At 65.6% G+C, this 21,187-nt stretch carries 22 protein-coding genes and 1 tRNA gene; 10 read left to right on the top strand and 13 right to left on the bottom strand.

Annotated features, from left to right (window positions below):
- Window positions 1–94: 94 nt before the first annotated feature.
- Entirely contained in the window at window positions 95–1,555 is a 1,461-nt protein-coding gene (locus tag LK459_RS03540; protein ID WP_227921870.1) for a gephyrin-like molybdotransferase receptor GlpR, read from the top strand.
- Here LK459_RS03540 and LK459_RS03535 read toward each other — a convergent pair.
- Window positions 1,512–2,294, bottom strand: a complete 783-nt coding sequence (locus LK459_RS03535) for a hypothetical protein (protein ID WP_227921869.1) — start codon at window positions 2,292–2,294, stop codon at window positions 1,512–1,514. The two genes, LK459_RS03540 and LK459_RS03535, sit on opposite strands and share 44 nt — an antisense overlap.
- A 121-nt stretch (window positions 2,295–2,415) precedes the next feature.
- On the opposite strand from LK459_RS03535, the gene LK459_RS03530 reads away from it, so the two are divergent.
- Together LK459_RS03530 and LK459_RS03525 are read left to right on the top strand one after the other, a co-directional pair.
- Window positions 2,416–2,491: transfer RNA gene (locus LK459_RS03530), tRNA-Ala, on the top strand.
- A gap of 161 nt (window positions 2,492–2,652) precedes the next feature.
- Complete coding sequence (locus tag LK459_RS03525) at window positions 2,653–3,207, top strand: hypothetical protein (protein ID WP_227921867.1); 555 nt, start codon at window positions 2,653–2,655, stop codon at window positions 3,205–3,207.
- A 10-nt stretch (window positions 3,208–3,217) separates the two neighbouring features.
- On the opposite strand, the gene LK459_RS03520 is transcribed toward LK459_RS03525, so the two are convergent.
- Together LK459_RS03520 and LK459_RS03515 are read right to left on the bottom strand one after the other, a co-directional pair.
- On the bottom strand, window positions 3,218–3,541 hold the full coding sequence (locus LK459_RS03520) for an AzlD domain-containing protein (RefSeq protein ID WP_007236534.1): 324 nt from the start codon (window positions 3,539–3,541) through the stop codon (window positions 3,218–3,220).
- Window positions 3,538–4,359, bottom strand: coding sequence for an AzlC family ABC transporter permease (locus LK459_RS03515; RefSeq protein ID WP_227921865.1), 822 nt, complete (start codon window positions 4,357–4,359; stop codon window positions 3,538–3,540). The genes LK459_RS03520 and LK459_RS03515 overlap by 4 nt, the downstream gene beginning before the upstream one ends.
- An 18-nt stretch (window positions 4,360–4,377) precedes the next feature.
- Here LK459_RS03515 and LK459_RS03510 point away from each other — a divergent pair, with 18 nt between their 5' ends.
- Both LK459_RS03510 and LK459_RS03505 read left to right on the top strand, forming a co-directional pair.
- Window positions 4,378–5,028 (top strand): helix-turn-helix domain-containing protein, encoded by a 651-nt coding sequence (locus LK459_RS03510; RefSeq protein WP_227921864.1) that lies wholly within the window; start codon window positions 4,378–4,380, stop codon window positions 5,026–5,028.
- A gap of 283 nt (window positions 5,029–5,311) precedes the next feature.
- Complete coding sequence (locus LK459_RS03505; protein ID WP_227921862.1) at window positions 5,312–6,805, top strand: DEAD/DEAH box helicase; 1,494 nt, start codon at window positions 5,312–5,314, stop codon at window positions 6,803–6,805.
- On the opposite strand, the gene LK459_RS03500 is transcribed toward LK459_RS03505, so the two are convergent.
- The 4 genes from LK459_RS03500 to LK459_RS03485 all read right to left on the bottom strand — a co-directional run bounded on the left by LK459_RS03500 (window position 6,777) and on the right by LK459_RS03485 (window position 10,924).
- Complete coding sequence (locus LK459_RS03500; RefSeq protein WP_227921860.1) at window positions 6,777–7,592, bottom strand: maleylpyruvate isomerase N-terminal domain-containing protein; 816 nt, start codon at window positions 7,590–7,592, stop codon at window positions 6,777–6,779. The two genes, LK459_RS03505 and LK459_RS03500, sit on opposite strands and share 29 nt — an antisense overlap.
- A 206-nt stretch (window positions 7,593–7,798) precedes the next feature.
- Complete coding sequence (locus LK459_RS03495) at window positions 7,799–8,299, bottom strand: hypothetical protein (protein WP_227921856.1); 501 nt, start codon at window positions 8,297–8,299, stop codon at window positions 7,799–7,801.
- A gap of 17 nt (window positions 8,300–8,316) precedes the next feature.
- Complete coding sequence (locus LK459_RS03490; RefSeq protein WP_227921854.1) at window positions 8,317–9,831, bottom strand: 4Fe-4S binding protein; 1,515 nt, start codon at window positions 9,829–9,831, stop codon at window positions 8,317–8,319.
- Window positions 9,832–9,901: 70 nt separating this feature from the next.
- A complete protein-coding gene (locus tag LK459_RS03485) occupies window positions 9,902–10,924 on the bottom strand; it encodes an AurF N-oxygenase family protein (protein WP_227921852.1) in 1,023 nt (340 codons plus the stop codon).
- Between the two features lie 171 nt (window positions 10,925–11,095).
- Here LK459_RS03485 and LK459_RS03480 point away from each other — a divergent pair, with 171 nt between their 5' ends.
- Window positions 11,096–12,955 carry a cation:proton antiporter gene (locus LK459_RS03480; protein ID WP_227921850.1) on the top strand — a complete coding sequence of 620 codons (1,860 nt, stop codon included), beginning with the start codon at window positions 11,096–11,098 and terminating at the stop codon, window positions 12,953–12,955.
- A 94-nt stretch (window positions 12,956–13,049) separates the two neighbouring features.
- Here the strand turns inward: LK459_RS03480 and rpsR are convergent, their stop codons facing one another.
- The 5 genes from rpsR to LK459_RS03455 all read right to left on the bottom strand — a co-directional run bounded on the left by rpsR (window position 13,050) and on the right by LK459_RS03455 (window position 15,538).
- Window positions 13,050–13,307, bottom strand: coding sequence for a 30S ribosomal protein S18 (gene rpsR / locus LK459_RS03475; protein ID WP_005179663.1), 258 nt, complete (start codon window positions 13,305–13,307; stop codon window positions 13,050–13,052).
- 116 nt (window positions 13,308–13,423) lie between these two features.
- Window positions 13,424–13,729 (bottom strand): 30S ribosomal protein S14, encoded by a 306-nt coding sequence (rpsN, locus tag LK459_RS03470; protein WP_007236525.1) that lies wholly within the window; start codon window positions 13,727–13,729, stop codon window positions 13,424–13,426.
- The gene (gene rpmG / locus LK459_RS03465) at window positions 13,729–13,893 is read right to left on the bottom strand and encodes a 50S ribosomal protein L33 (RefSeq protein WP_007236524.1); all 165 of its coding nucleotides are present in this window, start codon (window positions 13,891–13,893) and stop codon (window positions 13,729–13,731) included. Before rpmG ends, rpsN begins: the two co-directional genes overlap by 1 nt.
- Window positions 13,893–14,078, bottom strand: a complete 186-nt coding sequence (gene rpmB / locus LK459_RS03460; protein ID WP_227921848.1) for a 50S ribosomal protein L28 — start codon at window positions 14,076–14,078, stop codon at window positions 13,893–13,895. The genes rpmG and rpmB overlap by 1 nt, the downstream gene beginning before the upstream one ends.
- 68 nt (window positions 14,079–14,146) lie before the next feature.
- A complete protein-coding gene (locus LK459_RS03455) occupies window positions 14,147–15,538 on the bottom strand; it encodes an IS256 family transposase (RefSeq protein WP_227921847.1) in 1,392 nt (463 codons plus the stop codon).
- 212 nt (window positions 15,539–15,750) lie between these two features.
- On the opposite strand from LK459_RS03455, the gene mrf reads away from it, so the two are divergent.
- From mrf to LK459_RS03440, 3 genes are all read left to right on the top strand, one after another.
- Window positions 15,751–17,145, top strand: coding sequence for a ribosome hibernation factor-recruiting GTPase MRF (gene mrf, locus LK459_RS03450; protein ID WP_227923557.1), 1,395 nt, complete (start codon window positions 15,751–15,753; stop codon window positions 17,143–17,145).
- Window positions 17,142–17,402, top strand: a complete 261-nt coding sequence (locus LK459_RS03445; RefSeq protein ID WP_227921845.1) for a type B 50S ribosomal protein L31 — start codon at window positions 17,142–17,144, stop codon at window positions 17,400–17,402. The genes mrf and LK459_RS03445 overlap by 4 nt, the downstream gene beginning before the upstream one ends.
- 255 nt (window positions 17,403–17,657) lie before the next feature.
- Window positions 17,658–19,478: an HNH endonuclease signature motif containing protein gene (locus LK459_RS03440; protein WP_227923556.1), complete on the top strand. Its 1,821-nt coding sequence runs from the start codon at window positions 17,658–17,660 to the stop codon at window positions 19,476–19,478.
- A 191-nt stretch (window positions 19,479–19,669) separates the two neighbouring features.
- Here the strand turns inward: LK459_RS03440 and LK459_RS03435 are convergent, their stop codons facing one another.
- Window positions 19,670–20,032 (bottom strand): hypothetical protein, encoded by a 363-nt coding sequence (locus LK459_RS03435; protein ID WP_227921843.1) that lies wholly within the window; start codon window positions 20,030–20,032, stop codon window positions 19,670–19,672.
- A gap of 218 nt (window positions 20,033–20,250) precedes the next feature.
- Here LK459_RS03435 and LK459_RS03430 point away from each other — a divergent pair, with 218 nt between their 5' ends.
- Window positions 20,251–21,114 carry a universal stress protein gene (locus LK459_RS03430; protein ID WP_007241302.1) on the top strand — a complete coding sequence of 288 codons (864 nt, stop codon included), beginning with the start codon at window positions 20,251–20,253 and terminating at the stop codon, window positions 21,112–21,114.
- Window positions 21,115–21,187: the final 73 nt, after the last annotated feature.

Genomic DNA, 21,187 nt, shown 5'->3' with positions numbered 1-21,187 from the left:
CCGGCGTCCGGCGCGTCTGCGCAGTTCGCGCGGGATCCGCACCTAAATTGTTGGGTGGTCCGGTGTAACCAGCGTGAGTGAAGGGAGAGGTCGAATGCCGAACTCCGTGCTGTGGGTCTGCCTCGTCGTGGTGTGGCTTTTCGTCCTCGTCCCCATGGTCATCAAGGGTCGGCCCCAGATGCGCAAGTCGACCGAAGCGGCACGTATGACGCGGCTGCTGCACCGTGGCGGAACCAAAGCACGGTCGGTGACGTCGCGACGCTCCGCGGGTGCACACCCGCACGACCCCTCATGGACGTCGAGGCGCTCGTCGCGTTCGACGACCCGCACTGCGACGGCCGTTCTGGACGAGACCGAGGTGGATGAGACCGAGGTGGATGAGACCGAGGTGGATGACCTGACGATCGAGTCCGACGACGCCCCGACCTCCCGCCGCGCAACCTTCAAGCGAGCGACAGGTGCCAGAGTGCACGCGCCAGCGGCGGATTCAACGGCCGACGTCGCGGCCGACGTCGACGATCGCGATGCCGACCTCGACGATGCCGACGGGTCGGACGACGTCGCGGTGACCGGTGAACTCATCGACTCCGAGGATGTCGACGACGTTTCCGACTCGGCGGATGATGTCGTCGATGTTGAGATCGATGCCGACGACAGCAGTGACACCACAGACACGGACTCCGACGACGCTGAGCTCCATGGCGACTCGGACCTCGAGCACGACGTCGACGACCGCGATGACAGCGCGGAACTCGATGACGAATACGACGCCGATGACGAGTACGACGACGACCTCGATGACGAGTACGACGAAGTCGAGGACGAGTACTCCGACGACGAATATGACGCGGTCGACGAGTACGACGCAGAGGACGACGTCGATGAGTTCGACGACGACGCTGACTACGATGACACCGACTACGACGACGCTGACTACGACGGCGCCGACTATGACGACGAGCTCGAGGATGACGCAGACGACGACTTCCTCGACGACGTCGACGGCTACGAGAATGCCAAGCCCCGCGAAAAGCCCGCTGCTGCAGCCGAACCGGAGGTTGCGAAGCCTGTCAACCGTGGCCGCACACGCGATGCTAGGCGCTCGGGGACCTCATTCGAGGAACGAGACAGGAAGATCCGGTACCGCGAGCGTCAGCGGGTGGCCATCGCGCTGCTGACACTCGTGCTCGTCGCTATCGTGCTCGGCGTCGTTCTCGGGCCGGTCGGCTGGGTCGCGACGGGTGTCACCGTCGTGATGCTGGCGGCCTACCTCGCGTACCTGCGCAGCGCTGTCCGCAATGAGCAGCGGCTACGCGCGCAGCGTGCAGCCCGTATGGCGCGCCAACGCCGCCAGGACGAAGAACGTCGACGCCGCGAGATGTCTGCACCACAGTTCGTCCCGGTGGTTGAACCGGCACCCCAGATGCGGAGGCCGGGCGGTGCCGTCGTCGTCGAGATCGACGACGAGGACCCGATCTTCGATCACATCCCGCCGTTCCAGCGGCGTCGGGTCATGCGTGAGGACGACGACTTCCGTCGGGCTGCTGCTGGCTGACGCTGATCGCATCAGGGTGGTTCTTGATCCACTTGGTGGTGTCAGCGACCGCACGGCGGAGCGCAAATCTCTCGCCCACGTAGGTGATGGGCGCGCCGACGACGGGGATGTAACTGAGCATTCCGAGGAGCTTGGGCGGCCCGGGTCGACGATCGAGTTCGTCGTTGAGCTTCCGCAGGATCTGCGCGACCTCCCACAATCCACTGATCACCGACCACCCGCGACGCTTCTTTCCCGACGACTCGTCTGCGAACGGATCGGTGTCTGCCGCCGCGTCCGCACTCAGTTCTCTGTCGCTGAGCACTGACGCCAGGAGGCGCACCTGATCATTGCGGTCGGTGACCCCGTACTCGCGGGCGACCGCCGTGAGGACGATGGCCTGATTGGCGTAGCCGAGCGCGCTGGTCAGTGGCAGCGCCTTCGCCCACGCGCCGAACACGCCAGGGTAGGAGACGGCGACGGTGTTGAGCGCCCCGATGCGATTGACCCACCACTTGGCGCGCTGCTCCAGCGACAGCTCCGACCATCCGTGGGTGCCCGGCCAGTCGGCCACGTCGAGACCGTGTGCGACGACGTGGCGAAGTTTGTCGATCCGGGAACGTTCCTGCGGCTCGTCGTCGAATGTGCTGGCCTTGATTCCCAGCGGATCCGACGTGGCGAGTGCGTCGAGGATCGGATTGATGATGCCGATCGCGCGGTTGAGGGCAGTTGCGAGTTCTGTATCGGACATCGTGGCCACGGATTGCAGCGTAACCGAAAGTCGGTTCGATCCACGTCTGCCGCCACGTCGACGAGGCGTTTGTGACCTTCCCCGCGCCGACTGCTAGAGTGTCCTACGGCTGGTCACGCAGTGATCACCAGGGGCTATGGCGCAGTTGGTAGCGCGACTCGTTCGCATCGAGTAGGTCAGGGGTTCGATTCCCCTTAGCTCCACCACAGACAGCTCAGGCGGCGTAGTTCTCGGGTCTGGCAGGAGTCAGCTCCCAGACGCGTCCTCACACTCGGCGGTCTCCCGCACGGTTCAGTCCATCCCGGAGCGTGCAGCTTTCCTGCGCGGAAGGGTAAGACTGGACCGTGCACGCAGGGAGACGATTGCCATGACGCAGAGTGTCTTGTCCGACGACGTGATTGCGGGACTCACCGCCGACGAACGTCGAGAGCTGATCGCCAGACTGTCGCGGCCGCTCGAGGACGTCGCGCCTAGTCCGGTAGTCGTGAACCGTCTGTGTGCGGTGCGTATCGGGCTGATGGCCGGCGGGGCGATCGCGCTGATCCCGTGGATCGTGTTCCTGGGGTTCACGCTTCCCGTCGATTACGTGGCGCACAACTGGTCGGTCACGTGGATCGGCTTCGACATCTTGCTGGTCGCGATGATGGCGGCGACCGCGGTCCTTGGCATCATGCGGAAACAGTTGCTGGTGCTCGCGGGTTTCACCACCGGGGTGCTGCTCATCTGCGACGCCTGGTTCGACATCATGACCGCTGCACCGGACGACCGGTGGGTGTCACTGCTCACGGCGTTCTTGGCGGAGCTCCCCTTGGCCGGCCTGTTGATTCTCGGGACCACGCGCATCATCCGTCTGAATGCAGTGCGTCAGTGGCAGTTGGAGCCGCACGCACCCTTGTGGCGGTTACCCGTCATGTTGGGGTGAACGACGAAACTCAGGAGATCCCCGCGGCACGCAGCCCCGCCGCAACTCCCGCAGCCAGCAGGATGACGACGATTAGTGGTGCCTTGAGTGCAGCGGCGATCACTCCGGCCGCGACCCCCGCCGGACGTGCCCACCCGGCGAGATCCTGCCCGGCGTACAGTGCTCCGGTCGCGGCGACGGCGACGAGTAGGACCAGAGCCGCGCGGTCGATGACCGAACGCACTCTGTCCGACACCGTGATTCGCGAACGCAGCAGGGGGCCGGCGAGCCGCAGGGCGTAGGTGCCCGCGGCCAACACCGCGACGGCGATGAAGAGTTGCGTTCCGTGCGTCATGGGGCACTCACTGCTGAATCTGTTCTCCGAAAGCGACTCTCGGCGGACCAGGCCGCACGGTCGGCGGTCCGAGCCGCACGCTCGGCGGCAGGGAGCGCACGGTCGGCGGCAGGGAGTGCACGCTCGGCGGGGTCGCGGCGGGGGAGTCGCGCCCCGGCGAGGAGGCCTGCGAGAGCGAGCAGTACCGGCACTCCTGACGGAACGTAAGGTGTTGCCGCAACGGCGATCACCGCGCCGACGATCAGGGAGGCGCCGAGGCTCCCGCGCTCGGATCGGTGGGCCCGCAGGGCCGAGATCGCGAGTGCGCCGAGAAGTGCGGGGAACGCGGCGTCGAGTCCGAGTGTTTCGGGACTCGAGATGATCTGTCCCGCAGCAGAACCCACAGCTGAGCCGGCGGGCCACGACACCAGAACCCCGATGCCGCACCAGAGGAAAGCCGCCCGCCCCTGTTCGGCGTTGGGGGCTGCTGCGGTCAGGGCCGCGGTCTCGTCGTTCACCATGTGCGCACCGATCAGGCGGCGCACGCCCGACCCGAGATACGGTCCGACGGACAGTCCGTACCCGAGGTTTCGGGTGTTGACGAGCAGCCCGGCGAGCGCGCCGACGATCGGTAGCCCACCGGTGGCGAGGATGCCGACGAAGACGAACTCACTCGATCCCGCCATCACGACGCAGGCGATGGTCAGGATCTGCCACCAGCTCAGACCGGCGCTGTGTCCAGCCACTCCGTAGGAGCACCCGATGACGAACACGGATAGCGACATCACTGCGACGCTCCGCAGCGTGTCATAGCCGAGTGTTTCCCATGACGAACGCATGAACAATATAATGGACACATGACACCTGTTCGTCAAGATGAACACTCGGACGATTCGTCGAACGATGATCGCGCCGACCATCTCGGCCGCGCCGGCGGAGATGTGCCCGTTGACGGCGCGTCGTCGGGCCCGACGGCGATCATCGCCGCGGCACTGAAGCGAGAGCGCGCCCGCGTCGGGCTCTCTATCGGCGAGCTCGCGCGTCGGGCAGGCATCGGAAAATCCACGTTGTCGCAGCTCGAGCAGGGTCTTGGCAACCCCAGCATCGAGACAGTCTGGGCGTTGAGTGAGGCGCTCGGCCTCACGTTCTCCGATCTCGTCGACACTCCACCGCGTCGTGTGGAGGTGATCAGGTTCGGCGACGGCCCGGCCATTCCCTCCGCGACAGCCGAGTACATTTCGACGCTCCTGTCGGCGGCGTCCCCGTCCTCGCGGCGCGACATCTTCTTGCTGCGCGCCGAACCGGGGGAGGCGAAGGTGTCGCGACCCCACGCACGCGGCGTCGTCGAGCATGTCGTGCTCTGTGCCGGTCGGGCGCTGGTCGGTCCGACCGACGACCCCGTCGAACTCGCCCCCGGCGACTTCATCTCCTATCCCGGCGACGCCGACCACGTCTTCGACGCCCTCGAGCCCGGGACGTTCGCGGTGCTGGTCAGCGAAGCTTTCTGAGGTCCGCCCGGCGCCGAGCGGTGCGCATCCGGACGTGAGCGTGCTCACCTTGATTCGACCATGTTGTCGATGGTCGCGTACGGTGTACCTATTGGCATGCCACGGCATCGCCGACGCGTCGTAGATCGCAATTCTCGCGGCGGGTCCCCCGACACAGACAGGGGTCGACCTCCGCTCTTTGACTTCATACGGCGAAACGACTTCGCGCACCCGCGATTTCGCCACCACAGCACACCGGCCCAACGGGTCCTCGAGTGCTGTTGAGCATTAGAGAGATACCTCAATGACCACATTTGCCGAACTCGGTGTACCCGCCGAGATCGTGAAAGTACTTGTCGCGGACGGAAAGTCCGAGGCATTCCCCATCCAGGTCGACACGCTGCCCGCCACTCTCGACGGCGGTGACGTGCTCGGTCGTGGCCGTACCGGTTCCGGTAAGACACTTGCGTTTTCGATCCCGCTCGTTGCCGGGCTCGCCGAACTCGACGTCGACCGTGTCCCTGGTGCGCCCACCGGACTGATCCTCGCCCCGACTCGCGAACTCGCGACGCAGATCGCCACGGCGGTCGAGCCGCTCGCGAAGGCGGTCGGCCTCACAGTCACCACCATCTTCGGTGGAGTGAAGCAGGCACGTCAGGAGCAGGCACTCGGGCGCGGCGTCGACATCGTCGTCGCATGCCCCGGTCGTCTCGAAGACCTGATGCAGCAACGCATCGTGCGTCTCGACAACGTCGAGATCACGGTCATCGACGAGGCCGATCACATGGCAGACCTCGGCTTCCTTCCCGGTGTCACCCGAATCCTCGCAGCGACACCGTCCGACGGTCAGCGGATGCTCTTCTCCGCCACCCTCGACCGCGGTGTCGACAAACTGGCCAAGCGCTTCCTCCACAATCCGACTATGCACTCGGTCGACGAGGCCACCTCGCCCGTCGAGGCCATGACCCACCACGTCTTCGAGATCGAGCACGCCGACAAGAACGCCATGGTCGCCGAGCTCGCCTCGGGAGCGGGACGTCGAATCCTGTTCACACGTACCAAGCATCAGGCTCGCAAACTCGCGAAGAAGCTGACGGCCGACGGCATCCCCGCCGTCGATCTGCACGGCAACCTCTCCCAGCCGCAACGCGATCGCAACCTCAAGGCATTCGGTGAGGGTGGCGTGCGCGTGCTCGTGGCGACCGACGTCGCTGCGCGCGGTGTGCACGTCGACGACATCGAGCTCGTCGTCCACGTCGACCCGCCTGCAGAGCACAAGGCATATCTGCACCGCTCAGGCCGTACAGCACGTGCGGGCAACGCCGGTGACGTCGTCACCCTGTGCCTGCCCGATCAGCGTCGCGACGTTGCGGGACTGCTCGGCAAGGCGGCCATCAAGGTCAAGCCCGTCCGGGTGCGCCCGGCATCGTCGGAGGTCGACTCGCTGGTCGGCGAGCGAGCCGAGCGCGTCGAGCCCACGGCAGAGCCCGTTCGTCCGGCAGGGCGACCCCGGCAGGGTGCTGCGGGTGGACGCGGTCGTCCCGGCTCGAACGGGTCGCGCCGCCGTGGCAGCGGCCAGCGCGATGCACGCGGCCAGCAGAGCTCGCGCGGCTCGGACCAGCGCGGTTCAGGACACGAGAGCTCGGGCCGAAACGGCTCGGGTGCACGCGGCTCGGGCCAACGCAGCTCGGGCCAGGGACGCGGCGGTCAGTCGCGTGGACAGCAGGGTTCCAACACGCAGGGACGCGGTCAGCAGCGCGGTGGTCGTGTCAGGAATCAAGCGGCGCGAACCGCTTGACCAGATGAGTCGCGAGCCATGGGCTGGGACCCCAGGCCATGGCTCGCCCCGTCAGCAGAGCGCGAATGGGTGACAAACGGCCGTAGCCGATGAGTACGCCCGCCGCCGGCTTGACGCTGACGTACAGGTCGGGGTCGGCGTGTTCGCCGGGATTGATCTCCAAATGTCCGTCGGTGAACTGGTAGACGAAGCGTTCGTCGGTGCCGCGAAAGCGGACCTCGTAGGTGGCGTCGGGCGACGTCTCGGTGAGGTGATCGATCCAACAGGGCAGGAGCTGGTGTCGACCCCGAGCGACGAGCGGTGCGATGTCGGGATCGAGATCCCAGTGTGTCCCGACGGCCCGCGCGATGTCGTGTCCGTGGACGGTCATCTTGCCGATCAGGATGCCGAGCGCGGAGTCGGCGCGAACGCCGCGACGATCACCCTCGACGGCCATGACCGGCACCCGCGCGCCGAAGTGGCTGACCAGATGCAGCAACTCCTCGAGGTCGTCGAGCAGTCTGTCGGCAAGTTTGCGCACGTCGCGCGTGGTGAGGTTGGCGATCTGCTTGGCGTAGATGTCTTTGAGATCCGAAGGCCGACTCGGCCACGCGGTCGCACCGCTGGCCAGGTCGAGATAGCGCGCCGGCTCACTGGCCACATGTCCGACGCACTCGGCGACAGTCCACGTCGAGCGCCTGCTCAGCGATATGTCCGGATTGTCGATGCTGCACACGAGGTCGACGAAACTCTGGGCCGTCGTGCGTGCAGCGTCGACATAGGCAAAGCGTGAAAGTGTGTTGCTCATCCCCAGGCCACCCCCATCGCGGGATGACGATACTCGGGGCTGCATGTCCATGCGATGCCCAAGCGGGGTCATTCGAACGTAGGAAACCGAATTGTGACATTGCCTCGATTCAGATACCGACGGTCTCGACCGGCTATCAGTGAAACCGCAGTTCAGCGCGTTCTTTGGGAAGAACGCCAAATCGCGGCGCGGCTTGCGACGAACTGTTAAGCGGCTCCCAGAATCGCCGCACGGACCGCCGCGAAGCAGTCGTCGGCTTCCGACTCGGGACCGAGCCCGATGTGGCACACGTTTCCGAGTGGGCCGTCGTCGGGGAATCCGGACACCGTGAATGCGCGTGCGGCCGGGTCGGTCGGGAGTGTGTCGGTCGGCGACAGCGATGCCCGAGCCAATGGCACCGACGTCACGACGACACCTTTGCTCGACCCCACCACCTCGACGATCAGATGGGTGGGGGTCACCACCACCAACGTGCCGAAATCGGTGTCGTCGGTGTCGGGTTCCGCACTCGGCGCTGCCAGCGGTCCCGGCTGCACCGACTGTGAACTGCGCGTCACCCACGCCGGAGACCGGTCGTCGAGTTCGAGTCCCTCGTCCTTCACGTACTCGCGGAGTCCGAGGCGCATCTCCGTCGCGAGTAGCGGCAGAGTGGCCTCGGTCGTCGTGCGGTCGTATTCGGCCTGCTGAGTGGGTTTCGTGGGACTCATACCCGCGAATCTACCGGTCAGCGCCCGGTGCGGAGGAGCGTTACGCGGCGCCTGCGCGCAGGTCTCGGGAGACGACCGGCCTCGAGATCGACCAGCAACGATGCCACGGTCTCCCCGGAATCGGTCTTGTTGGTGCCGATGAAGCCAGACGGCCCGCGCTTGATCCACCCGGTCACGTACATGCCCGGAACACGACGTCCGTCGTCGACGACGCAGCCCGCCTCGTTCGGGATCACGCCGCGCGCGGCGTCGAACGGTAGCCCCGCGACTGGTCGTCCGCGGTAACCGACCGAGGTGAGGATCAGGCCAGCGGGCAGCGTGGCGACGCCGCCATCCGGGCGTGACACCACGAGTCCATTCGCGGCACCGGAGTCGTCGACGGACACGGACTGCGGCGTCCGGTGGAACGCGAGTCGGATATGGCGGCCCGATACCGGCTCGGTGGTGGCGACTTCGGTGAGGAGATCCAGCTTCGTACGCGTGATCGGGTCGACGTCGAGGTCACGAGTGCCCACGAGGTCCTCGGGGTCGGTGACCACCCGCACGCCGTCGTCGACGAGTCCGACCAGTTCGGGCAGCGTGAAGGCCGCATGTGCGGGTCCGCGGCGTCCGAGGACGGTGATCTGCTCGATCGACGACGACCGCAGCGCGTCGAGTGCGTGCGGTGCGATCGACGTGCCGACGAGATCCGCCGGGTCCTTGGCCAGGATGCGGGCGACGTCGAGGGCGACATTGCCGTTGCCGACGACGACCGCCGCGCGGTTCGAGAGGTCGGGGCGCAGCGCCGCGAAGTCGGGGTGGCCGTTGTACCACCCGACGAATGACGTGGCCGACCCGACGCCAGGCGCATCGACGTTCTCGATCTCGAGTCGACGATCCGTCGGGGCGCCGCCAGCCCAGATCACCGCGTGATGTCGCGCGCGGAGGTCGTCGAGGGGGAGGTCGCGGCCGATCTCGGTGTCGAGCAGGATCTCGACGCGCGGATGGCGCGCGATGTCGTCGAACAGGTTCATGACGCGTCTAGTGCGTGTGTGATCAGGGGCGACGCCGTAGCGTGCGAGGCCGAACGGTGCCCGGAGCCGCTCGTAGATCGTCACCGACACTGCGCTGTGTCGCAGCAGGTCGTCGGCGGCGTACATGGCCGACGGCCCCGAACCCACGATGCCCACTGACACCTGCTCGTTGGCCGCCAGCGCCCGAGGATGCTCGATCGGTGCGAGCGGGAGCCGATGGACCGGGTTCACGGGGAACCGCGCATCGGTGAGGCCGAACTCTCCATCAGCGGCATAGGCGAGTGCGTTGATGTCGGCGAAACGCTCCTGACCCGCGGGAATGCGATGCGACGGAGCGATCGCACCGACGGGGCACGCGCTGACACATGCGCCGCAATCGACGCAGGTCGACGGGTCGATGTAGAGCATCTCCGAGGTTCCGAAGTCGGGCTCGTCGGGGGTCGGATGGATGCAGTTGACCGGGCATGCGTAGACGCACGAGGCGTCGCCGCAGCACGACTGGGTCACGACGTGGGGCATGGGTGGCGGGTGCTCTCGGTGTCGTCAGCGGCGGTGGCGTCGAGGTGGTCGGCGTCGAGGTGGTCGGCGGTCAGGCCGCGGTGTAGGTCGGTTCGCTGCGGAACCGCGATGACCGGCCCGAGATCCCCAGCGCCCGCCACGTCATGCGCGAAACCGGGTTCATCAGGCCGCACTGCTCGGCAAGCATGCGGACATCGCCGAAGACGTTGCGACGCACACGCTTCGACGACTCTGCGCGCCAGAAGATGTCGCGCATGACCTCGCGCGGGACGTCGAATTCATGCACGAAGCTGCGGGGCGGGACCATGATCGCGCCCAGCAGGATGCGCATCGCCAGCGGGAACATCAGTGAGAGCACGAAGCGTTGAAACCGTCCCTTGCGCGCGACGTTCTCGCGCAGGTGGTGGTGTGCGAAAGAGATGTGTCGCGCCTCTTCGGCGACGTGTAGCTGCATGACGGCGGCCATCGCCGGGTGCAGGTCGGACCGCATGCGCAGGAAGTCCTTCTGCAGGTGGTCGATCGGCTCTTCGCCGCCGAGGATGCCGAAGAAGAAGACGGTGGGAAATGTCGTCGAGACGAGCGGTACGAGCGGGGAGATCAGTCGGTAGCCGAGCTTGGCCCCCGGCACATCCATGCCGATCCGATTGACCAGTTCCTGGAACATCAGCGTGTGGTTGCACTCTTCTTTCGATTCGTGCGTGGTGTAGCGGAACTCCTTGGCGCCGTTGGGGAGTTTGAAGCTGTACTGCATCAGTCCGCGGATCAGGATGGACTCGAACTGCAGCCCGACCTTGGCGACGTTCGCCTGCCGCCACATCCCGATGCGGATCTGCTTCTCCAGAGGCTGCTGCTGATACCAGGGATGACGTCCGATCGGATCGACCTCGTAGTTGAGCACCCAGCGCGGATCGTCGGCGACGACGGCCATCTCGGGGGCGTCCCAGTCGATGTCGAGGTAGGGGTCGAAGTTGCGGTGCACCGACGCCGACGAGAGGTCGTCGAGGACCACCTCGTACTCGGCGCGGCGGAGTCCCGGAGTGCTCTTATCCGGCGAAGTGGACTCGCTCGGGGTGTACCTCAATGCCTTCGTCATGGCTGTCGCCTTCCGCACAGTTGGTGGTCGTCTCGGCCGCTGACGTGACGTGTGGGCCGCACCACGTCGTAGGCTTTCGACGGTAAAGCGGCACGAATATGTTGTCAATACTCAATGGCACAATCATGGATGGGATTGTGGCGGCGAGTACGTGAGGAGGCGAGATCTGACATGGAAAAACTGCTGATCGTCGTCGCAGCAGTCCTGTTCATCGCGCTCGTCACCGACCTCGCCCCGCGTATCCACGTTCCGGCTCCGTTGGTATTGGTGTTCGTCGGCGCGGTCATCGGCATCATGCCGTTCGTACCGGCTTTTCACGTCGACCCGGAGTGGATTCTCGTCGGAGTGCTACCGCCGCTGCTGTACTCGGCGGCGATCGGTATGCCAACCATGGACTTCCGCCGCGACTTCACCGCGATCTCCACCTTGTCGGTGGTGTTGGTGATCATCTCCGCGCTGGTCGTCGGATGGTTCATCATGCTGGTGATCCCCGGGGTCCCGCTGGCCACCGGCGTCGCGCTCGGCGCGATCGTCAGTCCCACAGATGCCGTGGCGACGTCGATCGCCAAACGGATGGGTGTACCGCCGCGGGTCGTCGCGGTCCTCGAGGGCGAGAGCATGTTCAACGATGCTTCTGCGCTGGTGCTTCTCCGTGCGGCCATCGCGGCCACAGCCACCACGATCTCGTTCTGGGGCGTCGCACTGAACTTCGCGTGGGCGGTCGCCGGTGCCGTGGCGATCGGTGCGGCGGTCGGCGTGGCGAATCTGTGGGTGCGCTCGCGGATGCGTGACGCGACGGCGAACACGGTCATCTCGTTCACCGTTCCCTACATCGCGTACGTTCCCGCCGAAGCGATCGGTGCATCAGGACTCGTGGCCGCGGTGACGGCGGGGCTGATCACCGGCGCGGGCGCCGTGCGGTTCCTCACTCCACAGCACCGGATCTCCGACATGCAGAACTGGCGTGTCGTCGAACTGATCGCCGAGGGTGCGGTCTTCCTGCTGATGGGCCTCGAACTGTTCACGCTCATGTCGGACGTACACAACGACCACGAGGGCGTGCCCAACGCCGTGTGGATCGGTCTGGCGGTCCTCGGCGTCGTGCTGGTGGTGCGCGCCCTCTACGTGGTTCCGCTGGCGTGGTGGCTCGACCGGAAGCGACGGCGGGGCGATGAGATACGGCCCATGCTCGCCGATTTCACCGTGACACCGAGCGACGACGTCGATCGCGGGCAGGAGCGGCGCAGCCGCCAGTGGTGGCGGAGAGCTTTTCGGCGTCGACGAACCCGCGACGCGACCAGGCTCGCCAACGGTGAATTGCCACCGGTCTCGACCGACACAGCCGCACGAATCAATTCGCGGATCACACGCACGCTCGCCGACATCGACTATTACGCCGAGGCGCCACTCGGGCCGAAGGAGTCGACGATCATCGTCTGGGCCGGCATGCGGGGTGTCGTCACGGTCGCGGCAGCTCAGACGTTGCCGCTCGATACTCCCGGTCGGCCGTTGCTGGTGCTGGTGGCGTTCGTCGTGGCTGCGGCGTCGCTGCTCATCCAGGGAGGTACGTTGCCCTGGCTGATCCGAACTCTGCGGATCAGCAACAACGCCGAGGAGATACTCGCCGAGCGCCGTCGACTCCGTGCCGAACTCGACGCGACGGTGCAGCAAGTGATGAGCGAGTCCGACACGGTCAGGCAGATTCCGTGGTTGCGTCCGCGCCTCGAGCAGGCCAGTCGCGAGGCGGACGAGGACGCAGAGGCCGACGCGGTGACCGATCCCGACGATGCCCCCGGAGGGTCCGGGGCGGCGGCGGCCGGTGTCGTCCCAGGCGGCGCGAGTACCCCGTACGGCCTGAGTTTCGAGGAGCGGGTCCAGATCCGCAGGATGCGTCGCGAGATCATCGCGGCCCAACGCAAGAGATTGCTGAGGTTGCGCAGTCAGGGCGCCTACAGCTCATCGGCGCTGAGCCGCGCGCTCGGGCAGCTCGATGCCGAGGAGATCAGCCTCGACATGCAGCGGGGGTCGTGAGGCAGGCGCGGCTCGCCGAATGTTCCGGTTGCCCAGACGCGCGGATACCGCACCTGTGGGCAACCGGAACCGAAGATTCAGCCGTGTCGCAAAGTCAGCGTCGGGAAATGAACGGCAGCAGTGCCATCTCACGCGCGTTGCGGATGGCCGTGGCCACCTGGCGCTGCTGCTGCGGGGTCAGACCCGTGACCCGTCGACTGCGGATCTTGCCGCGATCGGACAAGAACTTGCGCAGCAGGTTGACGTCTTTGTAGTCGACCTCGGTCACGCCGAGTGCGTTGAGTTGGTTGCGCGTCTGCTTCGGCTTGGTGTCGGCACCAGGCCGAGGACGGCGCGGTGTTCGCTTCGCCATCTGCTCGAATCCTTCGTTGTGAACCGTTGTTTCTGTGGACTGTCGTCGAGAACGGTCGGGGTGTCACCCTCGGGGCGACGACACCGGATGTCGGCGTCGCACACCCTCGACGGTACTCACCAACTCGACTTGTGGATGCCCGGTAGTTCGCCGCGATGGGCGAGTTCACGGAACCGGACCCGCGATACGCCTGCCTTACCCACGTAGCCGCGTGGTCGTCCGTCCACGACGTCGCGGTTGCGGACCCGCGTCGGACTGGCGTTGCGGGGAAGCGCCTGCAGATCGCGCTGGGCCTGAGCGCGTTGCTCGGGCGTCGCGGCGGCGTCGACGATGGTCCGCTTGAGTGCAGCCCGTCGTTCGGCGAAGCGGGCCACTGTCTCGCGGCGCTGTTCGTTGCGGATGATCTTGGACTTCTTGGCCATCAGCGATCCTCGCGGAATTCGGTGTGTTGCTTGGCGATCGGGTCGTACTTGCGGATCACCATGCGGTCGGGATCGTTGCGACGGTTCTTGCGGGTGACATAGGTGTACCCGGTTCCGGCCGTCGACCGGAGTTTGACTATGGGGCGGATCTCGTTGCGAGCCATCAGACTTTCTCTCCTCGTGCGCGAATCTGTGCGACCACGGCCTCGATGCCCTTGTGGTCGATGGTCTTGATGCCCTTGGCGCTCACGTCGAGCGTCACGAACCGGCGTTCGCTGGGCAGGTAGTAGCGGCGTCGCTGGATGTTGGGGTTCCAGCGGCGTGAGGTCCTTCGGTGTGAGTGCGACACCTGCTTGAGCTTGTCAAGATGTCTGTGTAAGAACGTAACTCCTGATTTCTTGGGTTCGCTTTCGGTGTCTAGTTGAGGTGGGGTTCGATGCGGTCGGGGTAGGCCAGGGCGAGTTGTCCGAGGGCCTGTTTCCAGCTGGTCACGACTTGCCCTTCGACGAGTCGTCCGGGCGCTTTACGCTGACTGGCTGGCTTGCCGCGTTCCTTCTCGCGTTGCCTGGCTCGTTTGTCCTCGATGTCGCAGATAGCCAGCCAGAGCAGTTTGCGGACCGCGACGTCGTTGGGGAAGTGTCCTCGGTTCTTGATGACCTTGCGGAGTTGATAGTTCAGCGACTCGATCGAGTTGGTGGTGTAGATGACCTTGCGCAACTCGGGTGGGAAGGCCAGGAATGGGATGAATCTGTCCCAGGCGCGGTCGAAAGCCTGTGCCGCACTCGGATATGTGACACCCAACGCCGAATCTCGGAAGGTCTCCCATTCTCGGCGGGCGGTTTCGGCGTCGGGGGCGGTGTAGATCGGTTTGATCGCCCGGGCGACCTGTTTGCGGTCTTTGTAGTTGATGAACCGCATCGCGTTGCGGATCAGGTGCACGACGCAGGTTTGTACGGTGGCCAAAGGCCACGTCGCCTCGATCGCCTCGGGGAATCCGGTCAGCCCGTCGCAGCATACGATCAGCACGTCTTTGACGCCGCGGTTGGCCAGATTCGCGCACACCCCGGCCCAGAACTTCGCGCCCTCTTCAGCCTGTATCCAGATGCCCAGCACATGCTTGACGCCAGCCATGTCGACACCAATAGCTATGTGGGCGTGCTTATTTCGAACGTGAGCACCGTCTTTGACCTTGACCACCAGGGCATCGAGATAGAGGACGGGATACAACGCTTCCAGCGGCCGGCTCTGCCATTCATCGACCGCGTCGCAAACCTCGTCGCAGATCTTGGAGATCGTCTCATGCGACAGATCGGTGCCCACCGTGGCGGCCAGATGATGTTGGATGTCGCGTAACGTCATGCCTCCGGCGTACAGCGAGATGATGATGTCATCGAGGCCGCCGAGCCGACGCGATCCCTTCGGCACCAGACGTGGGGTGAAGGTGCCGTCACGGTCACGAGGGACCTTCAGCTCGACCGGCCCCGCCTCAGACGCCACCGTTTTCGGGGTTGATCCGTTGCGGGCGTTGGGCAGTTCCCGGCCTGCCGGGTCGCCCTTCTCGTAGCCGAGGTGATCGGTCAGCTCGGCCTTCAAACCGCGTTCGAGGGCGAGTTTGATCAAGCCCGGAATCAAGCCACCGTCCCCGGTGACCTGCACCTGACCCGAATCGATCTGGGCCAACAACTCATCGACCATGCCCGAGGCCTGCAACGCTTCGGCCACCTCCGCAGTCGAACGCGGCTCTGCGAGCTCAGGCAGCTGCGGGTGGTCGTCGTTGTCCTGCTGCTTGTCGTCTAACGCCATGCTCATAAATCTTCCTCTCACTAATGAGCACTGGACTTACACAGACCATCTGACACCCCCACCTGCTTGCCGAATCCCGGTGCTCTCCCGGTGACCTGACATCGTGCGGCCACGACACAACCTCCTTGTTGGGAACGATTGGCATTAGTGCGGTATTCCACGCTATCGTGACCTGACGCTAAATGGAAATCATTGCCAACAATCAAGTCGGTGAGGAGATGATCGTGCACGCCGATTCAACTGGTGGTCGACGCCGCGAACAGGCGCCGTCGAGACCGCGTACGCCGCTGACGCTGGTCACTGGACTCGACAGGGATGTGGTGGCACGGACCACCGATGCGCTCGCGATGGCAGGCACCACACTGGTCCACCACGATCTGTCGTCCCTGCCGAGCGGACGGGTGTTGCGCACGATGCGCTCGATCGACTTCGACGGCGTCGAGCACTGTGACATCCGTGAGATCTCGCTGGAGCACGGCTGCGTCTCGTGCACGCTGCGTATCGATCTTCTTCCGCTGCTGCGGCGCCTGCATCAACGGACGACGGTCGAACGCATTGTGCTGCAGCTCGATCCGCTCATCGAGCCGGAGGCACTGTGCTGGTCGATCGAGCATGTCGTCTGCTCCGACATGCCGGGCTTTCTCGACGCTCCGGCAGGCGATGACGTGGTCGTGGACGCGACGATCGCATGCGTCTCGGAGTCGGACTGGCTCGATGCTGCGAGTGGCGACGTCACACTCGGGGAGGCGGGGGTTGCCGACGTCGACGACGAGCGGACGCTTGCCCAGGTGGCGGTCGGGCAGGTCGCGTTCGCGGACGCGCTGGTACTCGCGGGCGCCGATCCGATGTTTCGCGATGCGTGGTCGTCGGCGCGATTGATGGAGGTGCTGCGTCGTCTCGCACCTGGCGCGCCGATCGTGATGGAACTACCCCAGCGACCGATCAGGCCGACTGTCGTGATGCAGTTGCTGAGGGCGATCGGTTCGAGCGCCCGTCGGGGAGCGGTCTTCGGACCACACGATCCACTGCTGCGTGGCGCACCGCCGTTGACCACCGAATGCGGTGTGACGCTCGCGTTGTTCGAAAGCGATCGACCGTTCCATCCCACACGTCTGCACGACGCGCTCGATCACCTGCTCGAAGGCGTGATCTGTTCACGCGGTCGCCTCTGGTTGGCCAGCCGGTCCGACGAGGTGTTCTGGCTGGAATCCGCGGGCGGGGCACTGCATGTCGAGGAGGCGGGGCGGTGGCTTGCGGCGATGTCGGCCGACGAGCGCGCCGAAGTCGATCCGGAGCGCCTCGCCCACGCAGCGATGAGGTGGGATGAACGATTCGGCGATCGGCACAGCGCGTTGACGATTCTCGCGCACCGCGCGGACGTCACCGAGATCGTGCAGGTGCTGACCGCCGCCACGCTCACCGACGCCGAGATGTCGGCGGGTCTGAGCGCCTGGAACTCCTATGCCGACCCGTTCGGGACCTGGCACGAGGATCCCTGTGCGGACAGCGTGCTGCCCGAACCCGGGCTGCTGTCGATCGCCGACCGGCTCGACTCCGACGGCACCGCGCACGACGGAAATGACACCGACTCCGAGAAAGAGGACCACTCATGAAACCAGGCATTCATCCCGACTATCACGCCGTTGTCTTTCGCGACGCCTCGACGGGTACGCAGTTCTTCTCGCGATCGACCGCGACGTCGGCGCAGACCGTGGAATGGACTGACGGCCTGCGCTATCCGTTGATCATCGTCGACATCACGAGCGATTCACACCCGCTGTGGACCGGCACTGCCCGCGTCGTCGACACCGAAGGGCGGGTTGAACGCTTTCGTCGTAAGTACGCGGGGCATGGGAGTTACCGCGGATAGTGCTGCCGGACAACGTAACTGACTTCTGAGAGCATCCTTGTAGGTCATCGCGAGAGTTCTCGCGAGCGGTCGACAGTGTCCGATTCGTCGGGTAGTGTAGAACACATATTCGAACGATCGATTCGACGCAACAGCGGAAGGTCTTGGGGGTGAGGACGCGTGAGTGCTGGCCATGACGACGCGGACGGCCACCAGGGTGATGTCCAGAGTGGTTGTGCGCCTTCGTTGTTGGATGCTGCTGGGTTGGGTTCTGCGGTGGTGGGGTCGGCGGATGCTCGGGTGGCGGGTGTGTTGTCGCGGTTGGCGTCGGTGATTGATGAGTTGGCCGGCTGTGATGTGTCGCAGCTTTCGGATGCGGGTGTGGTGGAGGCGGCCGCGGTGGCGGAGCGTTTGGCGCGGCGGACTGCGGCAGCGGTGACTGATCGGCTGGTGGTGGAGGCGTCGGATCGCAATCTGCCACACGCGTTGGGGTACCGCGATGTGCGGGACTTTCTCGCCCACCGGCTGGGTGTCGGCGACCCGGCGGCCCGACATCGACTCATCGCAGCAACCGGCTCGTTCACATCCATCGTGGGTGAGAAAGGCGATCCGCAGTGTCCGACGTTGGCGCGTCACTGGGGGCAGGGGCTGATTGCACCCGCTCGCGCACGGGCAGTGCTCGAAGTACTCGATCAGATCCCGCATCAGATCCCGGCCGACGTGCGTGTCGCAGCGGAAGCGCAGATGGCTGGTTATGGGGTGCAGTTCACGCCGAAAGAAATCACCAATCTCGGCACTCGATTGATGGCACATCTCGATCCCGACGGCGCGGTCACCGACGACACCGACCGCAAACGACGTCGCCGGTTGTGGGTGAACCGGCAGGGTGCGGATCTGATGTCGCGGTTGACTGCCGATCTTGATCCGGCGACCCGCGCCCGCCTGGATGTGGTGTTGGACGCCTGGGCGAAACCCGGCATGAACAATCCCGACGACGCCGACTCGCCTGTCGGGCCGGTCACGGCCGCGACTGCCGAACAGGTCGCCGAGGCAGCCAGCCGGGACAACCGGTCGCAAGCCCAACGCAACCATGATGCGTTTTCCGCGTTGCTGGCGCGGGTGGTGGAGTCGGGCATGCTCGGCGGCACCCACCGCGGGTTGCCGATCCAGGTGATCGTGAAAACCACGCTGGCCGAGTTGGAGGCACAGGCCGGGGTGGCACAGACCGCATCCGGGACGCTATTGCCAATACCGGATCTGATCGAAATGGCCGCCCGGTCGGCGAGCGGGGTGCAACCGTATCTGGCGGTCTTCGCCGAGCACACCAGCGTGCCCTTGTATTTGGGGCGGTCGAAACGGTTAGCGTCGCCAGGTCAGCGGTTGGCGTTGTTTGCTGCCGAGGGTGGCGGCGTGTGTTCAGCCCCTGGCTGTACTCAGCCGGCGTCGCGGGTGGCGATGCACCACGCCGCCAAGGACTGGGCTGCTGGTGGGTGCACCGACATCGACCAGTTGGCACCGGCGTGCGATGTACACAACAATCGGGTCGGACCCAAGCCCGGCCAGTACACGACCCGCATCATCACCGACGGCCCCGATACCGGGCGGGTGGCGTGGCGGTTGAACGCCGCCCCCGGTATGCCGCCGAATCCTGAACACGTCAACCGGGCTGCGGATGTGGCCGCCGATTTCCGTGATTATCTCGCCACCACACGCGTCGAAACGTCGGCCACCACCGGCACCATCACCAACCTGGCAGACCGACGCCGCCGACACACACGCATAAGCACAGGCACAGATGGTGCAGGTGCTGTGCGGGAGGGCGTCGACCGCGGCGACGTGACCGCGTCGGCCGATCAGCGCGACGCGCGTGACACTCCCGGCGACCCGCCGACGCCCTACTCGATCAGCATCGTCGATCACCGGCTCCTGACCGCGCTGCTCGACACCACACCCGAGCGCACGGGTGAGCGGCGCGTCGACATCACCTGGAACCCACCCCGCCGGCTCGATCTCGACCCCGACCCACCACCCGGCGACGATCCACCCGGCGGAGAACCACCCGGCGGCATCGACCCGCCGCTATCCGACGCCGCCTGACCAGCCCTGCCTGCACGACCCGGCCACGGGCCACCCCACCACCCGCCACCAGAACAGGTGGCGGGGCGCCGGCGGTTGTGGCAGCAGTGATTGTGATGTCAGCTGTCGCTGGTCGTGGAACTGCTCGTGGAAACGGGAGAGTCGTTTTCGCACTGACTGATTCGTGTCATCACAGCGCGGTGATGCGTACCTCAGTCCACCAGCAGGGGCGCGGTGCTGAACAGCACGATGATGAAGAAGGCGAGTTCGAACCACATCGCACCCTGCCAGATCTGCCAGCGGCCGCCCGCGCGCCAGACCCTGTACGTGCGTACCGCTGTCACGAGTCCCGCGATCAGCACCACGAGCGGCGCGAGAATGAGCAGCAAGGTCTGGAGTGCACCGGACGACGCCGCTGCGACCAACACGATTGCGACTGCGAAGAACACGACGACGACCACCGAGGTCACCGCGCGACGAAAGTCACTCGGCTCGGACGGGGACGGTCCGCCGACCGATCCGTGCTCCGGATGGTCGGGGCGATCGTCCGGCGAATTGTCTTGTGGTCCAGTCATCGTGGGGTCAGCGCCAATCGGTTCGGGCAGTGCGGGTGATTGTTCGGGGTACAGGCGGTGATTCACCCACCGTACATCTGCACGTCATATCTGCACGTCGCCGAGTCGGGCATCTCCGGCGTGATCGGGACCTTCTTCCATTGCCCTCGCATCGGTTGACGGGCACGATGGAAGGTGAGGATAAGTGACGGAGACAGTTGTGAGGAGTTGGAGTACAGATGAACGCGATTCTCGTCGGCGTTGATGGTTCCGAGGCGGCAACGGCCGCGGTTCGGTGGGCTGCCAAGGAAGCACAGCTCGAGCACCTCGACCTGAAGCTGGTCGGCGTCTACGACGCGAGCACCAGTGACTACGCGCCGGGACTCATCATCCCGCAGGACGTGATCGATGCGATCCGGCAGGACGCCACCGACGCGGTGCACAGTGCCGCGTCCGTCGCCAAAGAGGTTGCCTCCGACGTCACCGTGCACACGTCCATCGTCGACGGCGACGCCGCGCGCGTGCTCCTCGAACTCGGTAAGGACGCGTCGATGATCGTTGTCGGCACGCGGAAGCTCGGCAGCGTGAGAGGTCTGTTCCTCGGCTCCGTCAGCATCACCGTCGCAGCGCACCATCACGGTCGCGTCGTCGTGATCGACGGCGAGGGCAACGTCGACGGTCCGGTCGTCGTGGGTATCGACGATTCGCCGGTGAGTGATGCCGCGGTGAAGGAGGCGTTCCGGCAGGCATCGCTGCGTAACGTCCCGCTCGTCGCAGTACACACCTGGACCCCGCTCGACGTCGACGCACTGCACGGTTACGGCATCGATCCCGACGAGGTCAGCCGGATGTCGCAGGACGCGGTAGAGGCTCTCGCCGAGCGACTCGCGGGCTTCGCGTCGGACTACCCGGACGTCACGATCGAACGCAAGGTGATCCCCGAAGACCCGGCCAAGGCCGTGCTCGATGCCGCAGGCGACAAGGCGGCGCTGATCGTGGTCGGTAGCCGCGGTCGCGGTGGCTTCAAGGGCTTGCTGTTGGGCTCGACGAGTCAGAAGGTGCTCCGCGAGGCCGACGCCCCTGTGATGGTCGTCCGTAGCTGATCGACCGCGCCGGCTCGTCACTCGGCGCAGTACCCGGCTGATCGAGCTCGTCGAGATCACCGACATAGGCGAC

Origin of the sequence: Gordonia otitidis (genome assembly GCF_020735545.1) — a bacterium.
In the GTDB taxonomy this organism is placed as follows: Bacteria; Actinomycetota; Actinomycetes; order Mycobacteriales; family Mycobacteriaceae; genus Gordonia; species Gordonia otitidis.
This window is presented reverse-complemented; position numbering and strand designations above follow the sequence as displayed.

What these genes read in the sequence shown, in the direction of transcription:
- LK459_RS03490 (WP_227921854.1), bottom strand. Translation starts at nt 9,831, where the DNA reads ATGCCCCACGTCGTGACCCAGTCGTGCTGCGGCGACGCCTCGTGCGTC.
- LK459_RS03515 (WP_227921865.1), bottom strand. Translation starts at nt 4,359, where the DNA reads ATGCGTTCGTCATGGGAAACACTCGGCTATGACACGCTGCGGAGCGTC.
- LK459_RS03480 (WP_227921850.1), top strand. Translation starts at nt 11,096, where the DNA reads ATGGAAAAACTGCTGATCGTCGTCGCAGCAGTCCTGTTCATCGCGCTC.
- LK459_RS03525 (WP_227921867.1), top strand. Translation starts at nt 2,653, where the DNA reads ATGACGCAGAGTGTCTTGTCCGACGACGTGATTGCGGGACTCACCGCC.
- rpmG (WP_007236524.1), bottom strand. Translation starts at nt 13,893, where the DNA reads ATGGCTCGCAACGAGATCCGCCCCATAGTCAAACTCCGGTCGACGGCC.
- LK459_RS03445 (WP_227921845.1), top strand. Translation starts at nt 17,142, where the DNA reads ATGAAACCAGGCATTCATCCCGACTATCACGCCGTTGTCTTTCGCGAC.
- rpsR (WP_005179663.1), bottom strand. Translation starts at nt 13,307, where the DNA reads ATGGCGAAGCGAACACCGCGCCGTCCTCGGCCTGGTGCCGACACCAAG.
- LK459_RS03540 (WP_227921870.1), top strand. Translation starts at nt 95, where the DNA reads ATGCCGAACTCCGTGCTGTGGGTCTGCCTCGTCGTGGTGTGGCTTTTC.
- LK459_RS03430 (WP_007241302.1), top strand. Translation starts at nt 20,251, where the DNA reads ATGAACGCGATTCTCGTCGGCGTTGATGGTTCCGAGGCGGCAACGGCC.
- LK459_RS03485 (WP_227921852.1), bottom strand. Translation starts at nt 10,924, where the DNA reads ATGACGAAGGCATTGAGGTACACCCCGAGCGAGTCCACTTCGCCGGAT.
- LK459_RS03435 (WP_227921843.1), bottom strand. Translation starts at nt 20,032, where the DNA reads ATGACTGGACCACAAGACAATTCGCCGGACGATCGCCCCGACCATCCG.
- LK459_RS03520 (WP_007236534.1), bottom strand. Translation starts at nt 3,541, where the DNA reads ATGACGCACGGAACGCAACTCTTCATCGCCGTCGCGGTGTTGGCCGCG.
- rpsN (WP_007236525.1), bottom strand. Translation starts at nt 13,729, where the DNA reads ATGGCCAAGAAGTCCAAGATCATCCGCAACGAACAGCGCCGCGAGACA.
- LK459_RS03455 (WP_227921847.1), bottom strand. Translation starts at nt 15,538, where the DNA reads ATGAGCATGGCGTTAGACGACAAGCAGCAGGACAACGACGACCACCCG.
- LK459_RS03510 (WP_227921864.1), top strand. Translation starts at nt 4,378, where the DNA reads ATGACACCTGTTCGTCAAGATGAACACTCGGACGATTCGTCGAACGAT.
- LK459_RS03495 (WP_227921856.1), bottom strand. Translation starts at nt 8,299, where the DNA reads ATGAGTCCCACGAAACCCACTCAGCAGGCCGAATACGACCGCACGACG.
- LK459_RS03500 (WP_227921860.1), bottom strand. Translation starts at nt 7,592, where the DNA reads ATGAGCAACACACTTTCACGCTTTGCCTATGTCGACGCTGCACGCACG.
- mrf (WP_227923557.1), top strand. Translation starts at nt 15,751, where the DNA reads ATGATCGTGCACGCCGATTCAACTGGTGGTCGACGCCGCGAACAGGCG.
- LK459_RS03505 (WP_227921862.1), top strand. Translation starts at nt 5,312, where the DNA reads ATGACCACATTTGCCGAACTCGGTGTACCCGCCGAGATCGTGAAAGTA.